General features: G+C 48.8%; 12 protein-coding genes and 1 pseudogene. 6 read left to right on the top strand and 7 right to left on the bottom strand.

Annotated features, from left to right (window positions below):
* Position 1: 1 nt before the first annotated feature.
* The 3 genes from ACR9Y8_RS18645 to ACR9Y8_RS18635 form a co-directional block, all read right to left on the bottom strand.
* Positions 2–1,624, bottom strand: a complete 1,623-nt coding sequence (locus tag ACR9Y8_RS18645; RefSeq protein ID WP_481214758.1) for a L,D-transpeptidase family protein — start codon at positions 1,622–1,624, stop codon at positions 2–4.
* Complete coding sequence (locus tag ACR9Y8_RS18640; protein ID WP_481214757.1) at positions 1,621–2,082, bottom strand: BP74-related protein; 462 nt, start codon at positions 2,080–2,082, stop codon at positions 1,621–1,623. Before ACR9Y8_RS18640 ends, ACR9Y8_RS18645 begins: the two co-directional genes overlap by 4 nt.
* 230 nt (positions 2,083–2,312) lie before the next feature.
* A complete protein-coding gene (locus ACR9Y8_RS18635; protein WP_481214756.1) occupies positions 2,313–3,503 on the bottom strand; it encodes a DUF5009 domain-containing protein in 1,191 nt (396 codons plus the stop codon).
* A 90-nt stretch (positions 3,504–3,593) separates the two neighbouring features.
* Between ACR9Y8_RS18635 and ACR9Y8_RS18630 the strand changes: the two genes are divergently transcribed.
* A complete protein-coding gene (locus tag ACR9Y8_RS18630; protein ID WP_481214755.1) occupies positions 3,594–5,906 on the top strand; it encodes a GH92 family glycosyl hydrolase in 2,313 nt (770 codons plus the stop codon).
* Between the two features lie 77 nt (positions 5,907–5,983).
* Here the strand turns inward: ACR9Y8_RS18630 and ACR9Y8_RS18625 are convergent, their stop codons facing one another.
* Entirely contained in the window at positions 5,984–7,054 is a 1,071-nt protein-coding gene (locus ACR9Y8_RS18625; protein ID WP_481214754.1) for a family 10 glycosylhydrolase, read from the bottom strand.
* An 11-nt stretch (positions 7,055–7,065) separates the two neighbouring features.
* Positions 7,066–7,902, bottom strand: a complete 837-nt coding sequence (locus ACR9Y8_RS18620) for a carbohydrate-binding family 9-like protein (protein ID WP_481214753.1) — start codon at positions 7,900–7,902, stop codon at positions 7,066–7,068.
* 452 nt (positions 7,903–8,354) lie between these two features.
* Here ACR9Y8_RS18620 and ACR9Y8_RS18615 point away from each other — a divergent pair, with 452 nt between their 5' ends.
* A complete protein-coding gene (locus ACR9Y8_RS18615) occupies positions 8,355–8,711 on the top strand; it encodes a winged helix-turn-helix transcriptional regulator (RefSeq protein ID WP_481214752.1) in 357 nt (118 codons plus the stop codon).
* 15 nt (positions 8,712–8,726) lie between these two features.
* Here the strand turns inward: ACR9Y8_RS18615 and ACR9Y8_RS18610 are convergent.
* Positions 8,727–10,387: pseudogene (locus ACR9Y8_RS18610) on the bottom strand (gamma-glutamyltransferase family protein).
* A 261-nt stretch (positions 10,388–10,648) separates the two neighbouring features.
* Positions 10,649–11,674 carry an endo alpha-1,4 polygalactosaminidase gene (locus tag ACR9Y8_RS18605; RefSeq protein ID WP_481214751.1) on the bottom strand — a complete coding sequence of 342 codons (1,026 nt, stop codon included), beginning with the start codon at positions 11,672–11,674 and terminating at the stop codon, positions 10,649–10,651.
* A gap of 715 nt (positions 11,675–12,389) precedes the next feature.
* On the opposite strand from ACR9Y8_RS18605, the gene ACR9Y8_RS18600 reads away from it, so the two are divergent.
* The 4 genes from ACR9Y8_RS18600 to ACR9Y8_RS18585 are packed head-to-tail and all read left to right on the top strand — an operon-like array spanning position 12,390 to position 19,085.
* Positions 12,390–15,389 (top strand): SusC/RagA family TonB-linked outer membrane protein, encoded by a 3,000-nt coding sequence (locus ACR9Y8_RS18600; RefSeq protein ID WP_481214750.1) that lies wholly within the window; start codon positions 12,390–12,392, stop codon positions 15,387–15,389.
* A 17-nt stretch (positions 15,390–15,406) separates the two neighbouring features.
* A complete protein-coding gene (locus ACR9Y8_RS18595; protein WP_481214749.1) occupies positions 15,407–16,888 on the top strand; it encodes a RagB/SusD family nutrient uptake outer membrane protein in 1,482 nt (493 codons plus the stop codon).
* An 11-nt stretch (positions 16,889–16,899) separates the two neighbouring features.
* Positions 16,900–18,039, top strand: coding sequence for a carbohydrate-binding protein (locus ACR9Y8_RS18590; protein WP_481214748.1), 1,140 nt, complete (start codon positions 16,900–16,902; stop codon positions 18,037–18,039).
* An 11-nt stretch (positions 18,040–18,050) separates the two neighbouring features.
* The gene (locus ACR9Y8_RS18585; RefSeq protein WP_481214747.1) at positions 18,051–19,085 is read left to right on the top strand and encodes a DUF5007 domain-containing protein; all 1,035 of its coding nucleotides are present in this window, start codon (positions 18,051–18,053) and stop codon (positions 19,083–19,085) included.
* The last annotated feature ends 11 nt before the right edge of the window (positions 19,086–19,096 follow it).

Below are 19,096 nucleotides of genomic sequence, written 5' to 3'. Positions count from 1 at the left end.
ATTATGGAGCGGTTGGCGCATCACTGAACATCTTTTGCGCCAGCCGTACATCATGCCCGTAAATATCGTCCCGGAACTGCAGTTTACCCTGCTCATCTGCCAAGGCGGTGTAATAAACAATCAATACCGGGATGGGGTGCTTGACTTTCACATACTTTTCTTCGTCCCCTTTACTGAGCGCGCTGTCTATTTTTTCAGGCGACCATCCTGAGGTGCCTTCCAACACGTAGCGGGCCAGTTTGGCAGGATCGCTTACCCGTATGCAGCCATGGCTGTAAGCCCTTTTATCTTTTTCAAAAAGCCCTTTCAAGGGGGTGTCGTGCAGATAGATATTGAAACTGTTGGGAAAGAGAAACTTTACTCTTCCAAGCGCATTCTTTTCGCCAGGCCGCTGCCGTATCACTGGCAAACCGTTGCGTTCACCGGTAACCTCCATATCATTTTCCTCGAGGTAATTTTCATCCTTTTCCAGTTTAGGTAAGATCTCCTTACTTACAATGCTGCGGGGTACATGCCAGTAAGGATTGAATACCACCTGGTTTAGTTCACCTGAGAACATGGTGGTATGTTGTCCTTCACGCCCTACTACCACCGGCATGTCAAATGCCTTTTCCTTGCCATCCCAGGCATGCAATACGAATTCGGGTATATTGATGATGATCAGCCGGCCTTTAGGCTCTGCAGGCGCCCAGCGCATACGCTCCATATTCATCAGTAGCTGACGGATACGTGCCTGCACCGGTACGTTCATTTCCATGATAAGGGTATCTGTCACAAGGCCGGACGGCGTATAGCCGTGATATTGCTGATAGGTCTCCACTGCTGCTTCCAGTGCATCGTCAAATACGGCCAGGGTATCGTTTCCCGGCAACTCTCCCGTCACCTGCAACCGCTTTCTGATTGCCGCTACAGCCGGTCCCTGATCGCCCTTCTTATATTTTTTCTTATCCGCAGTAATAACGGGCCACCCGCCTTTCCCGGCAATATCAATATACTTGGGTAAGAGCTCTTTCAATTTTGCATAAACGGGATGATTGTTCCCCTTATCTTTATCACGAGACACTACAGCCGCTGCCAGTTCCATTGTTTTATGCCGCTGCATAGGAATAAATTGTTCGAGTAATTCCGGGCTAGGATCATCAAATGTGTGCTGCGCATAGTTTATAAAACGCAGGGTAAGCTGCAATTCTGTTTTGATAACGCCAGCATCGTGTGCAGACAGCGTGGTATCATCTTCTGCCGCAAGCTCATTCAGGCGCGCTTCCAGCTGCTTGTTTACTTCCGCGGTATCCTGGCTGTAATCATACAGACTACGAAAACCCAGGGCCTGTTCTGTAAGGCCCCGGGTATCGAACCACGCATATTCAAAGTTGCGCGCGTTATAAAAACTGCGCATCATATTGGCAATGGTATCATTCAGCTGTTGCTTTGTAATGAATTTTTCAACATCGGTACTATCCAGGAACAGGTCATTGTAAGCGTTGCTTTGATTTATCGCCGTATTCCTGGGCGAAATCTTTACCGCATGTTGTTGTGTGCCCGGCTGGCAAGCCGCCAACAGCAAACACAGGCCGACCGGGATTATTAAAGTGCTCAGTTTAACAGTTGCTATGCTTTTTTTCATGGTGTGACTTCTTTTTTGATATAGCTATGCCATGGCGAGAACCGTTTAACTGTATCCAGCCAATAAGCGTTATGAAGGTCCACATCGTTGTAAGGACGCCCGTCGAGCGCTTCAGCGCTCATATCTGTCAGATGCCAGTCATCCTCTTTAAAGTGCCATTTAAAATTGTATGAGCCGTTGCGGTTATAACCACCACTACCAGCTACAAGCGCGCCATTCACTATCTGCCTTTGCGCAAGGGGCAGTGCTAACTGTTCCGTTATTTTACGGATCAATTGTGCGTTTGAAGTTGCTACTATAAAAGATGTATCGCGCCAGTCATCTGTGCCGTTGGTCTTCTTTTCATCGGTAAAATCGGTGAACCCCACTTCGTAGTAACGGAGTGCAGGGCCAGGCGAAGGATCATTAGAACAGGCCACTGTAAACAATAAAACAAACAGTACGCATAATCTGAGCATGGTCAATAGGTTTTAATAGATTGACAATAAAGGAAACTACAAATACTATACCCGCACGCGTGAGAAGCGTGCTGAACATATTTACGGGTATTGGCTGGATCTCCGGAGAAAGCTGTTTACCAATAAAGACGGTAATTTAAAAACGTGCCGGAGGCTTATTAAGTTACAGGGGAAAGTTTTTGGGGTAGAAGTTTGAGGTCCGGTGTCTGAACCTCAAACTTCAAATGTTATTACAACTGCAGTTTTATACCAGCCTTGTTCAATCCTTTGGCGATGCCCATTACCACTACCGCATAAAACATACACCACAGCAGTCCTACAATACCTGTTTGCAATATTGCAGGCAGCTTAATATGCAACAGGTGCAGCAAAGCATAGATCACAAAAGGCACTATATAAGTCAACAGCGGGTTAGCGGCTGCCGGGCGGAAAAAGTTGGTCCACTTGCTCTGATGCTTTATATCTATCAGCCAGTATAGAAAACAGAATAGTATACAGCATATGGCTGCGCTATACAGACACCAGGTAGGAGTAGCGTATATCTTTGATATTTTGAAATACGGGCGCAAAAAATAACCGGCGATCAATAGCAGCAACGTAAATCCTGCTGCATACAGGTAACGTTGGCGACGGCTGAGTTTCAGTCCCTGGTCAAAGAATATCAGTGACAGCAGCATGCCGCTCAGCACAATGGAGACATGCGCAGCATTACCACTCTGCTTCACCATCCACTTCCATGCTGACTGCTGCACGACTGGTTGCTTCGCCACGGCATAGAATATCACGCACACAACGATCATGGCCAGTATGCCATATACATTGCCTTTGAAGAGCTGGTAGATAATACAACTATAAAGGTAAGCCCATCCGATAAGGCCAAGTATACCCCACCAATGCGGCTGCATATGTTCCGTGCCGTCTTCACCACCTCTGTAAATGAACGCAAGTATAATGAGTCCTGCAATACCGATACCTTTCAGCAGGTATACGACCCATTGCTGTGAAAAAGAATACACATTCCATACCAGGATCACACATACATAGAACAGCAATGACCAGGCGTAGATAGACATGCCCATCGCCGCTTCATTGTAATCATCTTCCGCATTTACCATAAAAAACCCAAGCACCAGCAAGCCCAGTGAACGCCAGATGATATGCCACTGCAGCTTCATAAAATTGTCTCCTTTTGAGAGGCGGCGGTTGATGGCAAATGGGATGGACATGCCCACAATAAAAAGGAAGGCAGGGAATACCACATCCACAAAGGTCATGGCGTCAGCATCTGCAGGCATATGTTTCATCCAGGCCGGAATGCCGCTTACACCGGCCAGCTCGTTGACAAAGATCATTACCAGGATGGTGATGCCGCGTAAAGCATCGATGGAAAGTATGCGCTGGCTGCTTAATTGGTTGATCATGTACAGGGTTTATCTTGAAATGTAATACATACGGCGGAGAATTGCAATTTTAAGATACAGGGCGTATCTTGCCTTTTTAAAGCAGACAATATGAATTTGGGGTTAAAATGGTATTTACTGGCCCTCTCCGGGTTGGTAACAAGCGGTCAATCAATGGCTCAGGTGGAGCAACCTGCCAAGGTACAAGCAAAGGGACAAAAACAAACTCAAAAGTTACCGGAAAGCAAATCACTGGCTTATGTCGACCCTTATATCGGGTCTGGCGGCCATGGTCACGTATTTGTAGGCGCCAGCGTGCCTTTTGGGGCGGTTCAGGTAGGGCCTAACAATATTGTGAAGGGCTGGGACTGGTGCTCCGGCTATCACTATTCTGACAGTGTGGTGATCGGTTTTTCGCAAACTCACCTCAGCGGTACCGGTATCGGCGACCTGGGAGATGTGCTGATCATGCCTTACACCGGCAGCGTAAAAACCAGCAAAGGCAGCCAGGCTGACCCAACTTCGGGTTACGGCTCTCATTACTCACACTCCCACGAAACAGCCAGACCGGGTTACTATGCGGTAAAACTGGAAGACCATAACATACAAGTAGAGCTGACTGCCAGCGAGCGCGTAGGGTTTCATAAATACACCTTCCCGGAAGGCAAGCCCGCACACATCATCGTTGACCTGAAAGAAGGCATCGGATGGGATGCACCGGTTGAAACTTACATCCGGCAGAAAGACGAATACACGCTGGAAGGCTATCGCTTTTCAAAAGGCTGGGCGGAAGATCAGCGCCTGTGGTTTGCCATCCGCAGCTCCGTTCCTGTAAAACAGTTTGCCGTATATGATGGCGATGAGAAAAAAGAGGGTAAAGAACTGAAGTCGAAATTCACCAAAGGATTGATCTCCTTTGACAAGGCGCCTGCACAGGTAATGCTGAAAGTGGGCATTTCACCTGTTAGCAGCGAGAATGCACTGGCCAGTATCAATGCGGAGATCCCCGGCTGGGACTTCAACCAGGTAGTAAACAGCGCCAACGCCAAGTGGACCAGGCAGCTGGCCAAGATCAACGTGCAAACAAAGGATGAAAGCGCCAAGCATGTGTTCTATACGGCCCTCTATCATACTATGATAGGCCCGGCCCTGTTCAATGATCATGACGGCACTTACCGCGGCACGGATAAAAAGGTATATAAGAACCCCGGATTTGACAATTATACTGTTTTCTCCCTGTGGGACATTTACCGCTCTACTGCTCCGCTCAGCACATTGCTGCATACAGACCGGGTGAGCAGCTTTGTGAATTCCATGCTCGCTATTTATCAGCAGCAGGGCAAGCTGCCGGTATGGCCGCTGATGGGTAACGAAACCAATTGTATGGTGGGCTATCATGCTGTGCCGCTGATAGCAGATGCCTACCTGAAAGGCATTAAAGGCTTTGACCCAGCCGCTGCGCTGGAGGCCATGAAGGTTACTTCCACCCGTGATGAATTCGGGCTTAAATATGTGAAAGAGCGCGGTTACATCCCCGCAGACAAGGAATATGAATCCGTGTCCAAAGCCATGGAATATGCGATTGACGATTGGTGTATCGCCGCCATGGCCAAAAAGCTGGGTAAGATGGACGACTATGCGCTCTATTCCAAACGCGCTGCTTACTACAAGAACTATTTTGACAGCACCATCAAATTCGTACGTCCGCGCATGAGCGATGGCAGCTTTAAAACGCCTTACGATCCCTTCCGCTCCATACATGAAAAAGGCGATTTCACCGAAGGTAACGGTTGGCAGTATACCTGGCTGGTACCGCAGGATGTGGAAGGCCTGATCAAACTGATGGGTGGCGATGAGCCGTTCACCAAAAAGCTTGACAGCCTTTTTGAAGCAAAAAGCGATATGGGCGCGGAAGCTTCTCCTGACATCTCAGGTCTTATTGGCATGTACGCACATGGCAATGAGCCCAGCCATCATGTTACCTATATGTATACTTATGCTGGCAACCAGTGGAAAACAGCAGAGAAAGTGAGGCAGGTGATCAAAGACTTCTATACCGCAAAGCCCGATGGGCTGGCAGGCAATGAGGACGTAGGCGCCATGTCTTCCTGGTTCGTATTGTCTTCCGTAGGCTTCTACCCGGTTAACCCGGCCAAAGGCCTGTATGTATTTGGCAGCCCGCTGTTTGACAAGGCCAGCCTGCAGGTACAGGGTGGTAAAACATTTACCGTACAAACCATTAATAACAGCGCTGAGAATAAGTATATCCAAAGCATTACGCTGAACGGAAAGCCTTATACAAAAAGCTACATCAAACACGCAGATATCCTGAAAGGCGGCACGCTAACCATCAAAATGGGCAAGCAACCGAATTATGATTTTGGTAAACCTGTGGCAGATCGTCCTAATTCATTAATAGACTAAGCTTTATTGTCATTTATAAAAGAAAACGCCTGACGTAAAATACGTCAGGCGTTTTCTTTTACAGGAGTTGCGGTTTATCAGCTAATAGCTGCCAGTACTTCCGGCGTTACATCTCCGAACAGTGATACACCTGCCGCGCCGTTCTGCACCGCAAGCTCAACACCGCGTTTCAGATCTGCCATGTTGCCATTGAAATCAGGCAGGAACAAACCTGCATAGAGCGGGAAGCGTCCGTTCAACCCTCTTACACCTTCTGCTACGGCATCTCCTATCCAGCTCACGTCTTCTTTGTAAAAGCCATGATAGATCATCGGGCAGACAGCATTGAGGTTCCAGTTAGTCCAGTCTTGCCGGACAATGCGTTTGGCGATTTCCGGTGTGGGGAATACTGCTGCGGAGATAGGCTTTTTATGCTGCTGGGCCACCTTTGCCAGGGTATTTACTACATTGTTGATACGATCGTAGCGATACTTGCGCCAGGAAGGGCTCTGGTCAGGATGCTCCAGCTCCAGCGGATCTATTCCTTTCTGCGCCTTGTAGCCGTTGCGGCAGGTTTCACAATAGCAAAAATCATATTCGGGCAGCTCCCTGGACTGATCGATACCGTATTTGCTCCACAGGTTCACCGGCAGGATCACATCGCAGAAACGGATATAGTCCAGGTGGATACCATCTACATAATCTTTTGAGAGTATGCTGGTCACCTGCTCCTTCAGGTAGTTGATCACTTCTGGCTTGCTGGGACACAGCCAGCGGTAATAGTCCACATAAGGCGGATGAGTAGCGCAGGACTCCCCTTTACGGTTTTGTGTATACCATTCAGGATGCGCTGTCAGCAGTTCCTTATCATGGGCGCGGTTCATGGTCCATATCCAGCGGTGCGCTTTGATGCCGTTCTTTTTTGCGATGCGAAAATGCTTTTCACTATCGTCTTCAAAAAAGATATCGCCTATACCTGCCTTCTTGTAAGCGGCATACCGTTCCTGGATTTGCGCTTCTGTGTCTTTGTGGTCAGGATTGATCCATACGCGGTGGGATCCCTTCTGTTGCGGATTTGTTGACAATGCTGCTGCTTTGGAGGAACCGGAAGGCAGGGTGAGCGCCATGCTGCCGATGCCCAGTGATTTGATAAAATTACGCTTGTGCATTCCTGTTTGGTTTACTGATTATTGCCGTTTTCTGCGGAAAATTGAAGATAGCCCCATTTCTGTGGCACGTGCATATTGATGACGCCTTGAGGCGACCATACCCAGTTATGTTCGGGTAATGGTTTGCCGGTGGCAGGATTGATCTTTTTTACATATTGTCCGCTCTTGATATCCGTGTCCCACTCCACGCGGGAGAAGTTGATGCGCCAGGTGGTACCGTTCTGTGGTATCATGGGAACACCGAGCAGATGAAGCGCTTTAAATGGAATGGCCATCTCAACGGTCCATGATTTGTCTTTATCTGCAGGTTGATTCAAAGTGCCGTTAATATGCACTGCTGTCTTCATGCCTTTTGTGTCCCAGGTCATTAATGCATGTGCACCTTCACTGTAAGGTTTGGGCATGAACAGATCAAAGATGGTATTGCGTGCATTGATTTCTATTTCAAAATATTCTTTTGTATCTCCGTCAGGATCTATGAAAACCTCGAAATCATTGTCGTGGAAGATGATGGTATCATGTTTCACGAGCTTGCCCCATATATGCGGTTCTTCCATCTCCGCCGCTATGTACAGGTATTCCTGGTCCCACAGCATTTTTACCCTGGTGCGCAAAGGCGGCCTGGGTTGTTTATCTCCTTCGATATCTGTGAAATCGCTGGTCCAGGGCGCCTGTTGCCAGGCTGCTTCATCTGGTTTGCCGTCTATGTTTATCTTTTTGCCGGCCTGGTAACAGGTATAGCGTAAAGGTTCAATGGTCTGCGCGTTTACAGTTAATGCAGTCAATAGTAAGATCACCCCGGTTAAAACGATGCGGACGTTGCTTTTGGCAGTAGTAAAATGGTGCATGTCGTAAATATAAACAATAAAAATGCGGTTTACAAAAGAAGCGGCGCAGGGTCAGGATGACCGCCACGCCGCTGTTAGAATCCGCCATTGAACGTCCCTATGTATCTATGCTGCTGTAAATAATATTGGGGGTAACACGCTGTTCACTGTCGTTTATTTTTAGTGCTTCTCTGTGCTGTATTAAAATTCGGCTTTGGTCATCCAGCCTGTCTTTACGCCTGTAAAAAGTATAAAAACGATCCGTCCATGTAATTTCACACGCATTTAAACTTTTCAAGTTTGATCTTTGCGCTTAATCGATTACTTTGGCTAAAACGATTTACGGAACAGGTCTTAAAACAGTCGGGAGATATTCCAAAAGCATGGTTTCCGTTCAGGGAACAAAGCAAATACATCCGGGTAACGTGTGCAATAACTCACTATATAATTAGTAACTACTTAAATAAATAGATATGGCGGGAAGGAAGGTAAACTCCACCAATTACCAAAACCAGGCTTTGCTGGAAAACAAGTGCTCTTTGAATGAAATGTTGGTATTGTTAAGCAGGAGATGGATCACTGAGATCCTTTTCTGTATCCAGGAGGGGAATAACCGGTTCTCTGGCATCAAAGGAGAACTGGCGCCCATTACGGATCATATCCTGGCAGACCGGTTGAAATTACTGGAAAAGAACGCGCTTATTAACCGGCAGCATTTTCCTGAAGTGCCCCCTAAAGTGGTATACTCACTTACCGAGAAAGGCGAGGAACTATGCGTGCTGCTGGAGAAGCTGTGCAATTTTTCTGATAGCTTGTCAATATGCTGTTAAAGGGATGCGGGTGTGTTACCACCCGATCCCGTAATCTTCACCATGGTTACTGGAACCGCCCCAGAAGCTGCCGTGCTGCCAGTCGAAATAAATGGCATTGATCGGGCCTGAGGTGCGTTCCTGGTAATCTATTTTGTAGCCCATGCGGCCCAGCTCCTTACGGGTCCAGAAGGGCGTATTTTCCTGCAGGGTAAGGCCTCCGGGCTTGCGTTCATGTATCCCGAAGGAGGAATACATCTGGTAACTATTGAAATTAGCTGCCTCCACAGCTTCCTGTACGTTCATACCAAATTCCACTACGTTGAGAAAAAACTGCAGCAGGTTCTGATCCTGGCTGTCGCCCCCCTGTACGGCGAAGGACAGGAAAGGCTTTCCATCTTTCAGCGCCAGCGTGGGCGTTAAGGTAACCCTCGGATGTTTACCGGGCTCCATTACATTGAAAGGATTTTCTTTCTCATCCAGTACGAAGCTTTGCAGGCGCTGGCTCAGGCCAACACCGGTACGGCCGGCGATGGTGGCGGGTATCCAGCCGCCGCTTGGCGTAACAGATACCACCCATCCTTCCTCGTCTGCTGCTTCCACGGAAGTGGTGCCGCTCAGGAACGTTTTCAGGAAAGGGTCATCCAGTCCCTTTATCTGCTCTTCAGGGCGGTATACCGCGGTATGCCCCCAGGTTTTTAACAGGTCAAAATAAGGGTTTTGTTTAGCCTCAAATGGGTATGGATCGCCGGGCCCCATAGTGGTATCATTCTTTTCAGGCTTGATCATTTTAGCGCGTTCCTTTGCATAGGCTTTGGAAAGCAGGCCTTTCATCGGTTCTTCGGGCGGGAAATAAGGGTCCCCATAATAAAAATCGCGGTCGGCAAAGGCCAGGTTCATGGCCTGATATACGGTATGGATATAGCGGGAGGAGTTATACCCCATTCCCTTCAGGTCAAAATTCTCCAGGATATTCAGGGCCTGCAGCATGGCTGGTCCCTGCGTCCATTGCGATAGTTTGTATACATCTATGCCCTTGTAGCTCACCATCATGGGCTCTTCAATATGCACTTTCCAGTTGGCCATATCCTGCAAGGTGATCAAACCGCCCTGTTCCCGGGTGCCCCTGACAAACTCCTGTGCGATATCGCCTTTATAAAACCGGTCATAGGCAGCGTAAATAGCTTCCTTACGCGACTTACCTTTTTTAAGCGCTGCCTGTTCTGCATCCACCATTTTCTGCAGCGTAGCCAGCAGATCCGGCTGACGAAAGATCTCACCGGCATCAGGTGCTACACGTTGCCGTTCCGGATGGGTAAAGAATAATTGTTTGGAATAGGGCCACTGTGTGATCCATTTCCTGTTCTCCTGGATGTAATTGGCTGTTTGTGCCTCTATGGGATAGCCTTTGGCCAGTTCCATAGCCGGAGCCAGCACTTCCTTTAAGCTTTTGGTGCCATATTCTGCCAGCATGGTAAGGATACCGCCAGGGGTGCCGGGAGTAACTGCAGAGAGTGGGCCATATTCCGGCGGGTATTGCATATTGCGCTGCCTGTAAAAGCAGGCGTGGCCCCGGTAGGAGCCACGCCCAGTGCATTTATGCCTATAACTTGCTTCGTTTTCGGATTATAGATGAGTGCCTGTGTTTCACCGCCCCAGCTCAGCACGTCCCACATGGTAGATGTAGCAGCGATCATGGCGCAGGCAGCGTCTACTGCATTGCCCTTCTGCTGGAAGATCATAGCCCCTGCGGTGGCGGCCAGCGGTTTACCGGTAATGGCCATCCAATGCTGGCCGTGCAATACGGGTTTCTGTGTGTGCTGGGCTTGTGATAATACAGGCAGGCATAACAGCAACAGGATAGCGTGACATTTTCCCATAGCAAATAGATTTTGGTTGCGATAGAGATAAATGTACTGATTTGTTCATTGTTATGCCTGCAAAATAGATGAGCGGTTTTAGTTGTTTTCGAAGTAATCGAAAGCGTCTATAATATCCAGATAGGCGCCGTCGAAATGGCTGTTCAGCAATTTCTTGGTGTAGGAAGTATCATTACCATAAATAACGTTCTTCCAATCGGTGTTCCAGTACTGAACAAAATAGTTGCCCTCCCAATCGGGATCTTCAGCAGCAATGAACGGCGGGTTACCTACCTTCCAGCTGCTCTGCCAGTAGTAACGGTAGTCTTCCGCTTCGCCGATAGACATATAACAGATCACCAGGCGCTTGCCGCCGTTCGCCTTTGTTTTAAGCTGATCGATTTCCGTAGCCGTAAACGCGGTGTTGTTCAGGAACAGGTCCATCAGGATCACATCGTAATTTGTAGCCTTTACTGCGTTGATGAACGCTGTTTTGGAGGCATATTTCTCCGGGTTGATCAGGTACAAAAAGTTCTTAGCCTGTGAAAGGCTGGTGATGTTGCTGGTGTTCACATTGTAAGGCTGCGCAGGGTAGGACGGGATGTTGAACAGCTCACGCTGATCAGCAGCAAACGAAATATAGCCGTTGGTATTGTTGGAGCTATAGGACTTGCTCATGTTCGTCTGGCCAGAACAATAATCCGTTACCAGCACTTTCTTGCCGGTCTTGATCCTGTTGAGGTATTCTCTCAAATACAGGTTGTCCTCGGAAGGAGTGGGTACATTGTCTTTCCCATCATAGCCGAAAAACAGGTCTTCCTGGCCTACACCATCAATTGCATTTAGGTAGCTGGTGGCAAGAGAACCATCGGATTCCCCGTTGGTGGTGATCAGCTCTATCCCGTTTTGTGGGATAATGGCAAACTGTGAGTTCTGGGCTTTGGCATACTGGCTGATGCCGATTACAAATTTTCGCATCTCTTCCCTGTAATCAATTGCAGCAAGTTCGGGTTGCGGTTTTCGTTGATCTTCAGGTTGTGATGGTGATACTTTTTCGGTTTGCGAGCAGGATAGAATGCTCAGGAGCATGGGCAATGCTAACAGTACTTTTCTTCTGGTTTTCATAGAGAAATGGTTATGTCACATTAAAACGTTTTTTACTTCGAATTGTTACCCGTACACTAAAAAATAAAATTACCCCGACGGTTCATAGTCCAAACATGCGTTTTAATACCTGTATAACGCATACGGCTAAACCACTAATTTACCTGGTACAAACCATGTACGACGGACCACCCAGTATGGACTATTAAAATATTTGTTAAAAAATTATGAAAAATCCATTTCGCTGATTATATTTGGTCACAACCGATTGAAGAACTAAATACGTCATCGGATTAAGTTTTGTTCAGGTCCACGTTAACAGTGTAGTATCCCCGAACCCGCGTCATCAGCCCAAACTGTCAAATGCCCTTCAAAGCTAATCCAGAACCATATTCCAGAAGATTGTATAGCACTGAAAAGTCCATTAAAGAATTCCACAATTATTGCACATGCAGGTCAAAATTTTACATCACACAAAAGGCCATGCAATACGCATGCCCGTCAGCCCATGTTTCCGGCTTCCATTATTGCACTTGCGAACGGCCATTGATCCTACACAGGATCAATAGTTAACGCTTTTCGCAAAACAGCATTACTCTCCACATGCGAGCCATCTTGCATGCAGGGAATGTATTGCCTGAAATTCCCTTATGAAACCGGGGCTCACCGAACCATCACTGGCCGGTGAAGGGAGTCATTTGCCATCCGGTGAGGTAACCATCCAAATTCAATTCCGATGAACAATCGTTTCGTCTCCCTGCAGCAGGTACTGACAGGGACAGTTGCCTGCATGCTGTTATGTTCATATAGCCATGCACAACAGGTGTATAAAAGCAAGGACACCACCATGAATGCCGCCACAGACAGCATTAGCTGGTTAAAGCGAACCCCCTTGCTGTCACGGGACACTACAGGACATTTTCCCAACAACGAACTTTTTCTGCAACACAACAAAGCAGCCGCTATCTCATCTGCCGATATCGATGAACTAAGAAAATTACCATATACCAGTATTGATCAGATGCTGGCAGGCCGTGTAACAGGAGTGGATGTACGCATGCCCAGCGCCGAACCTGGCAAACGCAGCAGTGTGTTCATAAGGGGCACGGCCACACTGTTATTGAAAAACAGTGATGTATTCTACGGGCAGCCCACTTATATCGTAGACGGCATCCCCCTGGTACCCGACCATCCTTTCCCATACGACATACAGCGCTTTGATGTAAACCGCCTGGGCACAGAAACCAATATCCTTTCTTTCCTGGATGTAAATGATATCGAAAGCCTGGAAGTGTTGAAAGACTTTGCTGCCAGCGCAAAATATGGTCCATTGGCGGCCAATGGCATCATCAGCATCACTACCAGGGGGCCACGCTCCGGGCGCATGAAAGTAGCCGTCAACTCCTGGGTGGGCCTCACTCTCCAGCCGTCTGTTGATGTAGTAAATGCACAATTTGAACGGGACTTCCGCATGCCATTCTATGAAAAGTATGCCACCGAAGCGCAATGGCGCAACTTCCCCCGCTACCTGGCAGACTCCACACAGTCAAGGTATTATGGCCCGGCCAACTGGGATGATCTTTACTACCGCAACGGCCTGAGCAACGGTATACAGGCTGCTGTTAGCGGTGGCACCCGCCTGGCCAACTTCCGTTTCAGCCTGGGCCGTTCTGTACAGCAGGGAGTAGCAGACCATACCAATATGCAGCGGTACGATGTAAACTTCGGTGTTAACCTTATGCCGATAAAGCACCTGATGCTGACCACCTACATCAGCGGAGCTGCCATCACCCGCAAAAGAAATGAGTTTATCCGCGACAGAGCGGCTGATGAAGATTACCTGGTTAATTTCGAAAATCCACCTTCCCCCAATAAACAATATCTGCAGCAATACTATAATTACCTGAAAGATGGCCTGAACCGCAACCGCAATAACAATGCCCGTGTACTGGCGAACCTGCATTACACTTTACCTGCAGACTGGTCGCTTAACACGCGGTTTAGCATCGACTACGGCCAGAACTTCCGGGACCTGTTCATTCCAACCACCATCAACGATGGTAACAACTTCGTGTCCAATTTTGATGGTCTCAGCCGCCGAATGACACTAGACAACTCTATCCGATATGATCATACATTTGTGAACAAGCACCATCTCGATGTTACGCTTGGGCAGTATGCACAATGGGACAAGTGGCGCTATGATTATGGCAAGGCCTACAAAGGAAGAAGCGATTATATCAAGATCTATAAACCCGGCGATGATTCGAACAAAGAGGGCGTTTTCGGTAACCTTCGCCTGCAATCCAACTTCAAGGATTATACACAGTCAAACCTGGCCTCATTCTATACCAACATTGGTTACAATTATGCGGAAAAATATTTCCTGAACCTGTACCTGCGCAGAGATGGCAGCTCCAATGTACCGGCCAATAGCCGCTGGCTGTTCTCACCCACTATATCCGCCGCCTGGAAAATAACCGCCGAGGAATTTATGAAACGCGCAAGCCTGTTCAGTCAACTGCAGCTGCGCGCCAGCTATGGCCGTGTAGGGCGCATACTGATGGATGAATACTTTAAGGGAGGGCCCATCTATAACGTAGATATAGGATGGAACGGACTTCCCAACAGTGCCACCTATAATGCCTTCCCGGCCCTCAATGCGGCATTCGGGACCGGTTATGTTACCGACCATCTTAAATGGCCCTATGTAGAACAATGGAACATCGGGCTGAACATGGGCCTGTTAGATGACCGCATTCGCGCCAGCCTCGATATATACAGCAAAACAGACCGCGATCTTTTGCTGAAGATCCCGGTAATGGAAGAAACAGGCTACACCGGCATTATCAGGAACGGTATGGACATACGTAACTATGGTTACGAGCTTACGGTAGATGCCGATATCCTGCGCAATGGCCCCTTTCAATGGAGCAGCGCCCTATCGGTTTACACCAGTCAGAATAAACTGCTGGCTATGCCAGACGGCATACAGGATATTACAATGGGCAATCGTCGTTTCCTGGTAGGAAAACCTGTAGACCGTTACTGGCTGCTTATCAATGAAGGCATTTATGATACCGATGCAGCAGTACCAGTGAACCCTTCTACCGGCAAAAAAATGACTTACCAGGGTCTTACCCTTCATGCCGGAGATCCTGCATGGAAAGATCTCAACGGCGACTACGTGATCAATGATGCAGACCGGGTGATGAAAGGACGACAGGTACCTGCAGCACAAGGTTACTTCAGCAATACCTTCCGCTACCGGCAACTGGAACTCAACGTGCTTTGCAATTATGCCTTTGGCCGTAAGATCATCAACCAGGCTATGGCAGATCGTTTTGACTTTGCCGTGCGCGAAGGGGCGGATGATATGAAAGGTATCAAGGAAGTGAACTACTGGGCTAAACTGGATGGCGATTACGGTAAATATCCGCGCTACAATCCCTGGAGCCTGGTCAACCCTTATCAGCCAGACCAAACGCTGTTCCTGGAAGATGGTTCCTATGTAAAGATGCGGGCCATCACACTTGCCTACAGTCTGCGAACAAAATGGATGCAGCGCACAGGTATTGACCAGTGCCGCATTTATGCCACCGCCAACAACCTGTGGACGTGGACACCCTATTCCGGCGGCGACCCGGAGGCGATAGACTATTTCGGGTATGACCAGGGATACTATAACTGGTCTGCTCCCCGCAGCTTCACACTTGGATTTAATTTCCAGTTCTGACCCTAAAAACTATTCTTATGCGATATACATATGCAAGCCTTCTCTTACTATGGACCGCCGTCTTGGGCAGCGCCTGCAGCAAAATGCTGGACCAGCCTTCCAAACGCGCACTCACAGAAGAGAACATGTGGCAAAACAAAAATGATGCACGGGCCGCTACCTATGGTTGCTACGGCCTGCTCCGCGCGGCCCTGCTAAATGAGAATGCCCATTGGGTGTACGGCGACATGCGGGGAGGAGATTTTCGGGTTACCCGGCGCAGCGACCTGCAGGCGCTGACAGACAATAACCTGAACGCCAGTTTTACCACGATGGACCAATGGCGGGACTGGCGGCGGTTCTATGCGGCCATCAACCAATGCAACATCACCATTGAAAGGCTGCCTGAAGTGAGCCAACGGGATTACCGTTATTCTGTAAATGATATGGAGCTGGACCGCTCCCAGGTGCGGTTCCTGCGCGCTTTTCTCTATTACTATATTGTGCGTATATGGGGTGATGTGCCACTCGTTACCAGCGCGCCCAACGGCAATTTTACTCCGGTGGCCCGTGAGAACTGGCAAAAGGTGCTTGACTTTGCTATACAGGATGCCATGGCAGCGGCATACGGACTACCCTGGAAATACGATGGCAGATCACCTGAACAACAAGGCGACTACCAGGGGCAGGGTGAAGGCCACCATACTGACATTGCTGCTACACGGGGCATGGCTCATACCCTGCTGGCTCACCTGTATGCCTGGAAAGGTGATTATACAAATGCCCTGCAACAAACCCGTACCGTGATCGACAACCAGGGCCTTACCGGTTACAACTTTGTGAGCACTGCTGACCTCACACGGCTGGATGGATCCTTTCGCGGACGAGGGCTGAGCAACATCTTCCAGGTGGATATGAATTTTGATCACGCTGAATTCTCCACCACCGGCCAGCTGGAAGACTGGACGCTCCGCGCCCCTGATATTCCAAAAAGCGAGTCTGAGATCTATGTCCCTAAAGACAGCATCCTGGGCATTTACAGCGAAGCCAATGATCAAAGGGCCACGATGTTTTTCTCACAGCTCAATGATGCCTTCCCCGTGTTCTATAAAATGAAACAGGTGAACAGCGCTGTAAAGAACCCCACCTTGCGCTTCTATACTTCCGCCATCATCATCTTCCGTTACGAAGAATTATATCTGCTGCAGGCGGAATGCAAAGCACGCCTGGGGATGTCTGATGCGGTCGGCGATCTTAACAGCATTCGCACCCGGCGCGGTCTTAAAGCACTGCCGGGTAGTCCCTCTGCTGATGCGCTCCTGGATGCCATCTTCCTGGAACGGCGCCGGGAACTGATAGGGGAAGGCTGGTATTGGTATGACCTGGTGCATTTCAACAAGGTAGCGCAATACACAAGGCTTTCGCAACAGGACGTGAGTAATGGCGCCATGTACTGGCCCCTGTCTAAAAGCGCCCTTGCCGCCAATAGCGCACTGGTACAAAATAATTTCTGGAAATAATGCTGACCCTTATGCAAAAGATATTCAACAAAGCACGTCCCATACTCTGGATAACAGGATTGCTGCTGGCAGGCGCCTGTAAGAAAGAGCATGAATACCGGGATGCAAAACCGGTAACTCAGGTGTCCGTCAGCACCTATGATTTTCTCAAAGCACAGCCTGGGCTATACGACACCTTACTGTACCTGGTGGATAAAGCAGGATTGACAGATACCCTTAAACAAGGTCGTATCACTTTTTTTGCACCACAGGATTACAGCATCCGCACAGCACTGTACAACCTCAACTTCAGCAGGGGCAAGTATGCTTTTCCAGGTAACTGGACTTTGGACAGCGTACCGGTAGCCGTATGGGATACGCTGCTGCGCCGCTATATGCTGCCCGGAAGAGTACTTTCTGATTCCCTGGAATATGCTGATGGTGTAAATCTTACAACGCTTGCCTATGGTTACAGGATGAACGGAAAATCTGCTCCTACCAATGCTTCCGGCATTTCAGGAGGGGGGCCGCTGGTGCTGCAGTACAGCGACATGAACAAATCCCGCTTTATTCGCGACTGGTCTACCTCCAGCACCCAGAGCATCGACCTGCAAACTGCTAACGGATGGTTGCACGTACTGGAAAGCAAGCACGTATTCGGCTTCGTCTCTTTTGTACCCCTGGCCTTCCCTTACTCACTAAACCCCGTGCAGTCGCCCTACCTGGGGTTGCCCTCGCCCATACCCGGTACCATAGAAGCGGAAGACTATGATGATGGAGGCGAAGGCCTGTCTTATCACGACGGTGATGTTAACAACAACGGTAACCAGTATAGAACTGAAGGGGTAGATATAGAGAACTGCAGTGAAGGAGGTTTCAACATTGGATGGACCAACGGCTCGGAGTGGATGGAATATACGGTAGAGGTACTGGCCACCGGCGACTACAACGTAGGCTTCCGCATGGCTGCCGATGGTGGTGGTGGCAATTTTCACCTTGAGTTCGACGGTGTACCGGTCACCGGCACGGTAAACTGCCGCGGCACCGGCGGCTGGCAGAACTGGATCACTGTCGACACAAAAGTAAGCCTTACTGCCGGCAAACATATCATGCGGTTCTACGAAGAATCCGGCGGATACAATGTCAGCAAATTCATCTTCACCAAACTCTAAAACCGCCCATTATGCAACGCAATATACTCAGGATGCTCCTGGCCCTTCTACCTTTACTGGTGGCGGGATGCTATAAGGACATGGTGCCGGATGAAAAAGATTTCTTCAGCACTAACATGAACTATAACCGGAACAACTTTCCGGTGAACCTGGGCCGTACTAACGTGTACGCCTACATTTTCAACGCAGACTATTCTACCCAGCCGTTGGATTTCAGCCTGGAGAACATCCGCCATGCAGACAGCAGCGCCGCGCCCGAACTGCGGGAAATGGTACAAGCCCGTCTGTGGAAAGACTATTACAGTGGTAAGGAAACCAGTGTCGCCGAAATAGAAGCCAAACGCTATACTGAACGGAGACCAGTGCTGGACATACGCCCTAACTCGGGTGAGATTTTCTTCTGGAGCACTGATTCCACTAAAGTAAAACCAGGCATTTACTTTTTTGACATACGGGTAAAGAACAAAGGCGGAGAAAAAGTATTCAAAAATATGATACTGGATGTACGCCGTCCGAAACCCTATGAGCCGTATGAGTTTGATGATGTCACGGGCATCCGGAAAGCACCGGACCAGGGAGGTATTACCCATCCCGATGTCAGTGGCGTGGTAGATATGGTGAACCTGTCCCTACCAAGAGACAGCGTTAATGTTTATTTCCGCAAGACAGGCATAAAAGGCAACACGCTTACCTTCAGAATGTTTGACGAAGACTCGCTGGCCATTCCGTTCTCCCGATTCAACCTCACACAATGGGATAGCCTTCGCTACCGCAGTGGCATGATAGGAGAAGATGTTCGCTTTGCCTTTAACCGCAAGATGAACGAAGACAGCACAGCGGTAACCTACGACATTACCAACCCCTTCCCGATGCTGGCAGATGTTTCCGGCAATTCGGACAAAGCTTACATCGCTTTCCAGTATAACCGCATCTCTTTCGGCCGGCGCTACAATGCAGGTATAGGGCTCAGCTTTGCCATCTATGAACCGGGAGAGTGGGAAGTGATCTTCAAGTTCAAGCTCAATCCAAAATTCCAGGACGATTAAAAAAGTACGTT

Source organism: Chitinophaga sp. SVR4-12A, assembly GCF_056754765.1.
This window is presented reverse-complemented; position numbering and strand designations above follow the sequence as displayed.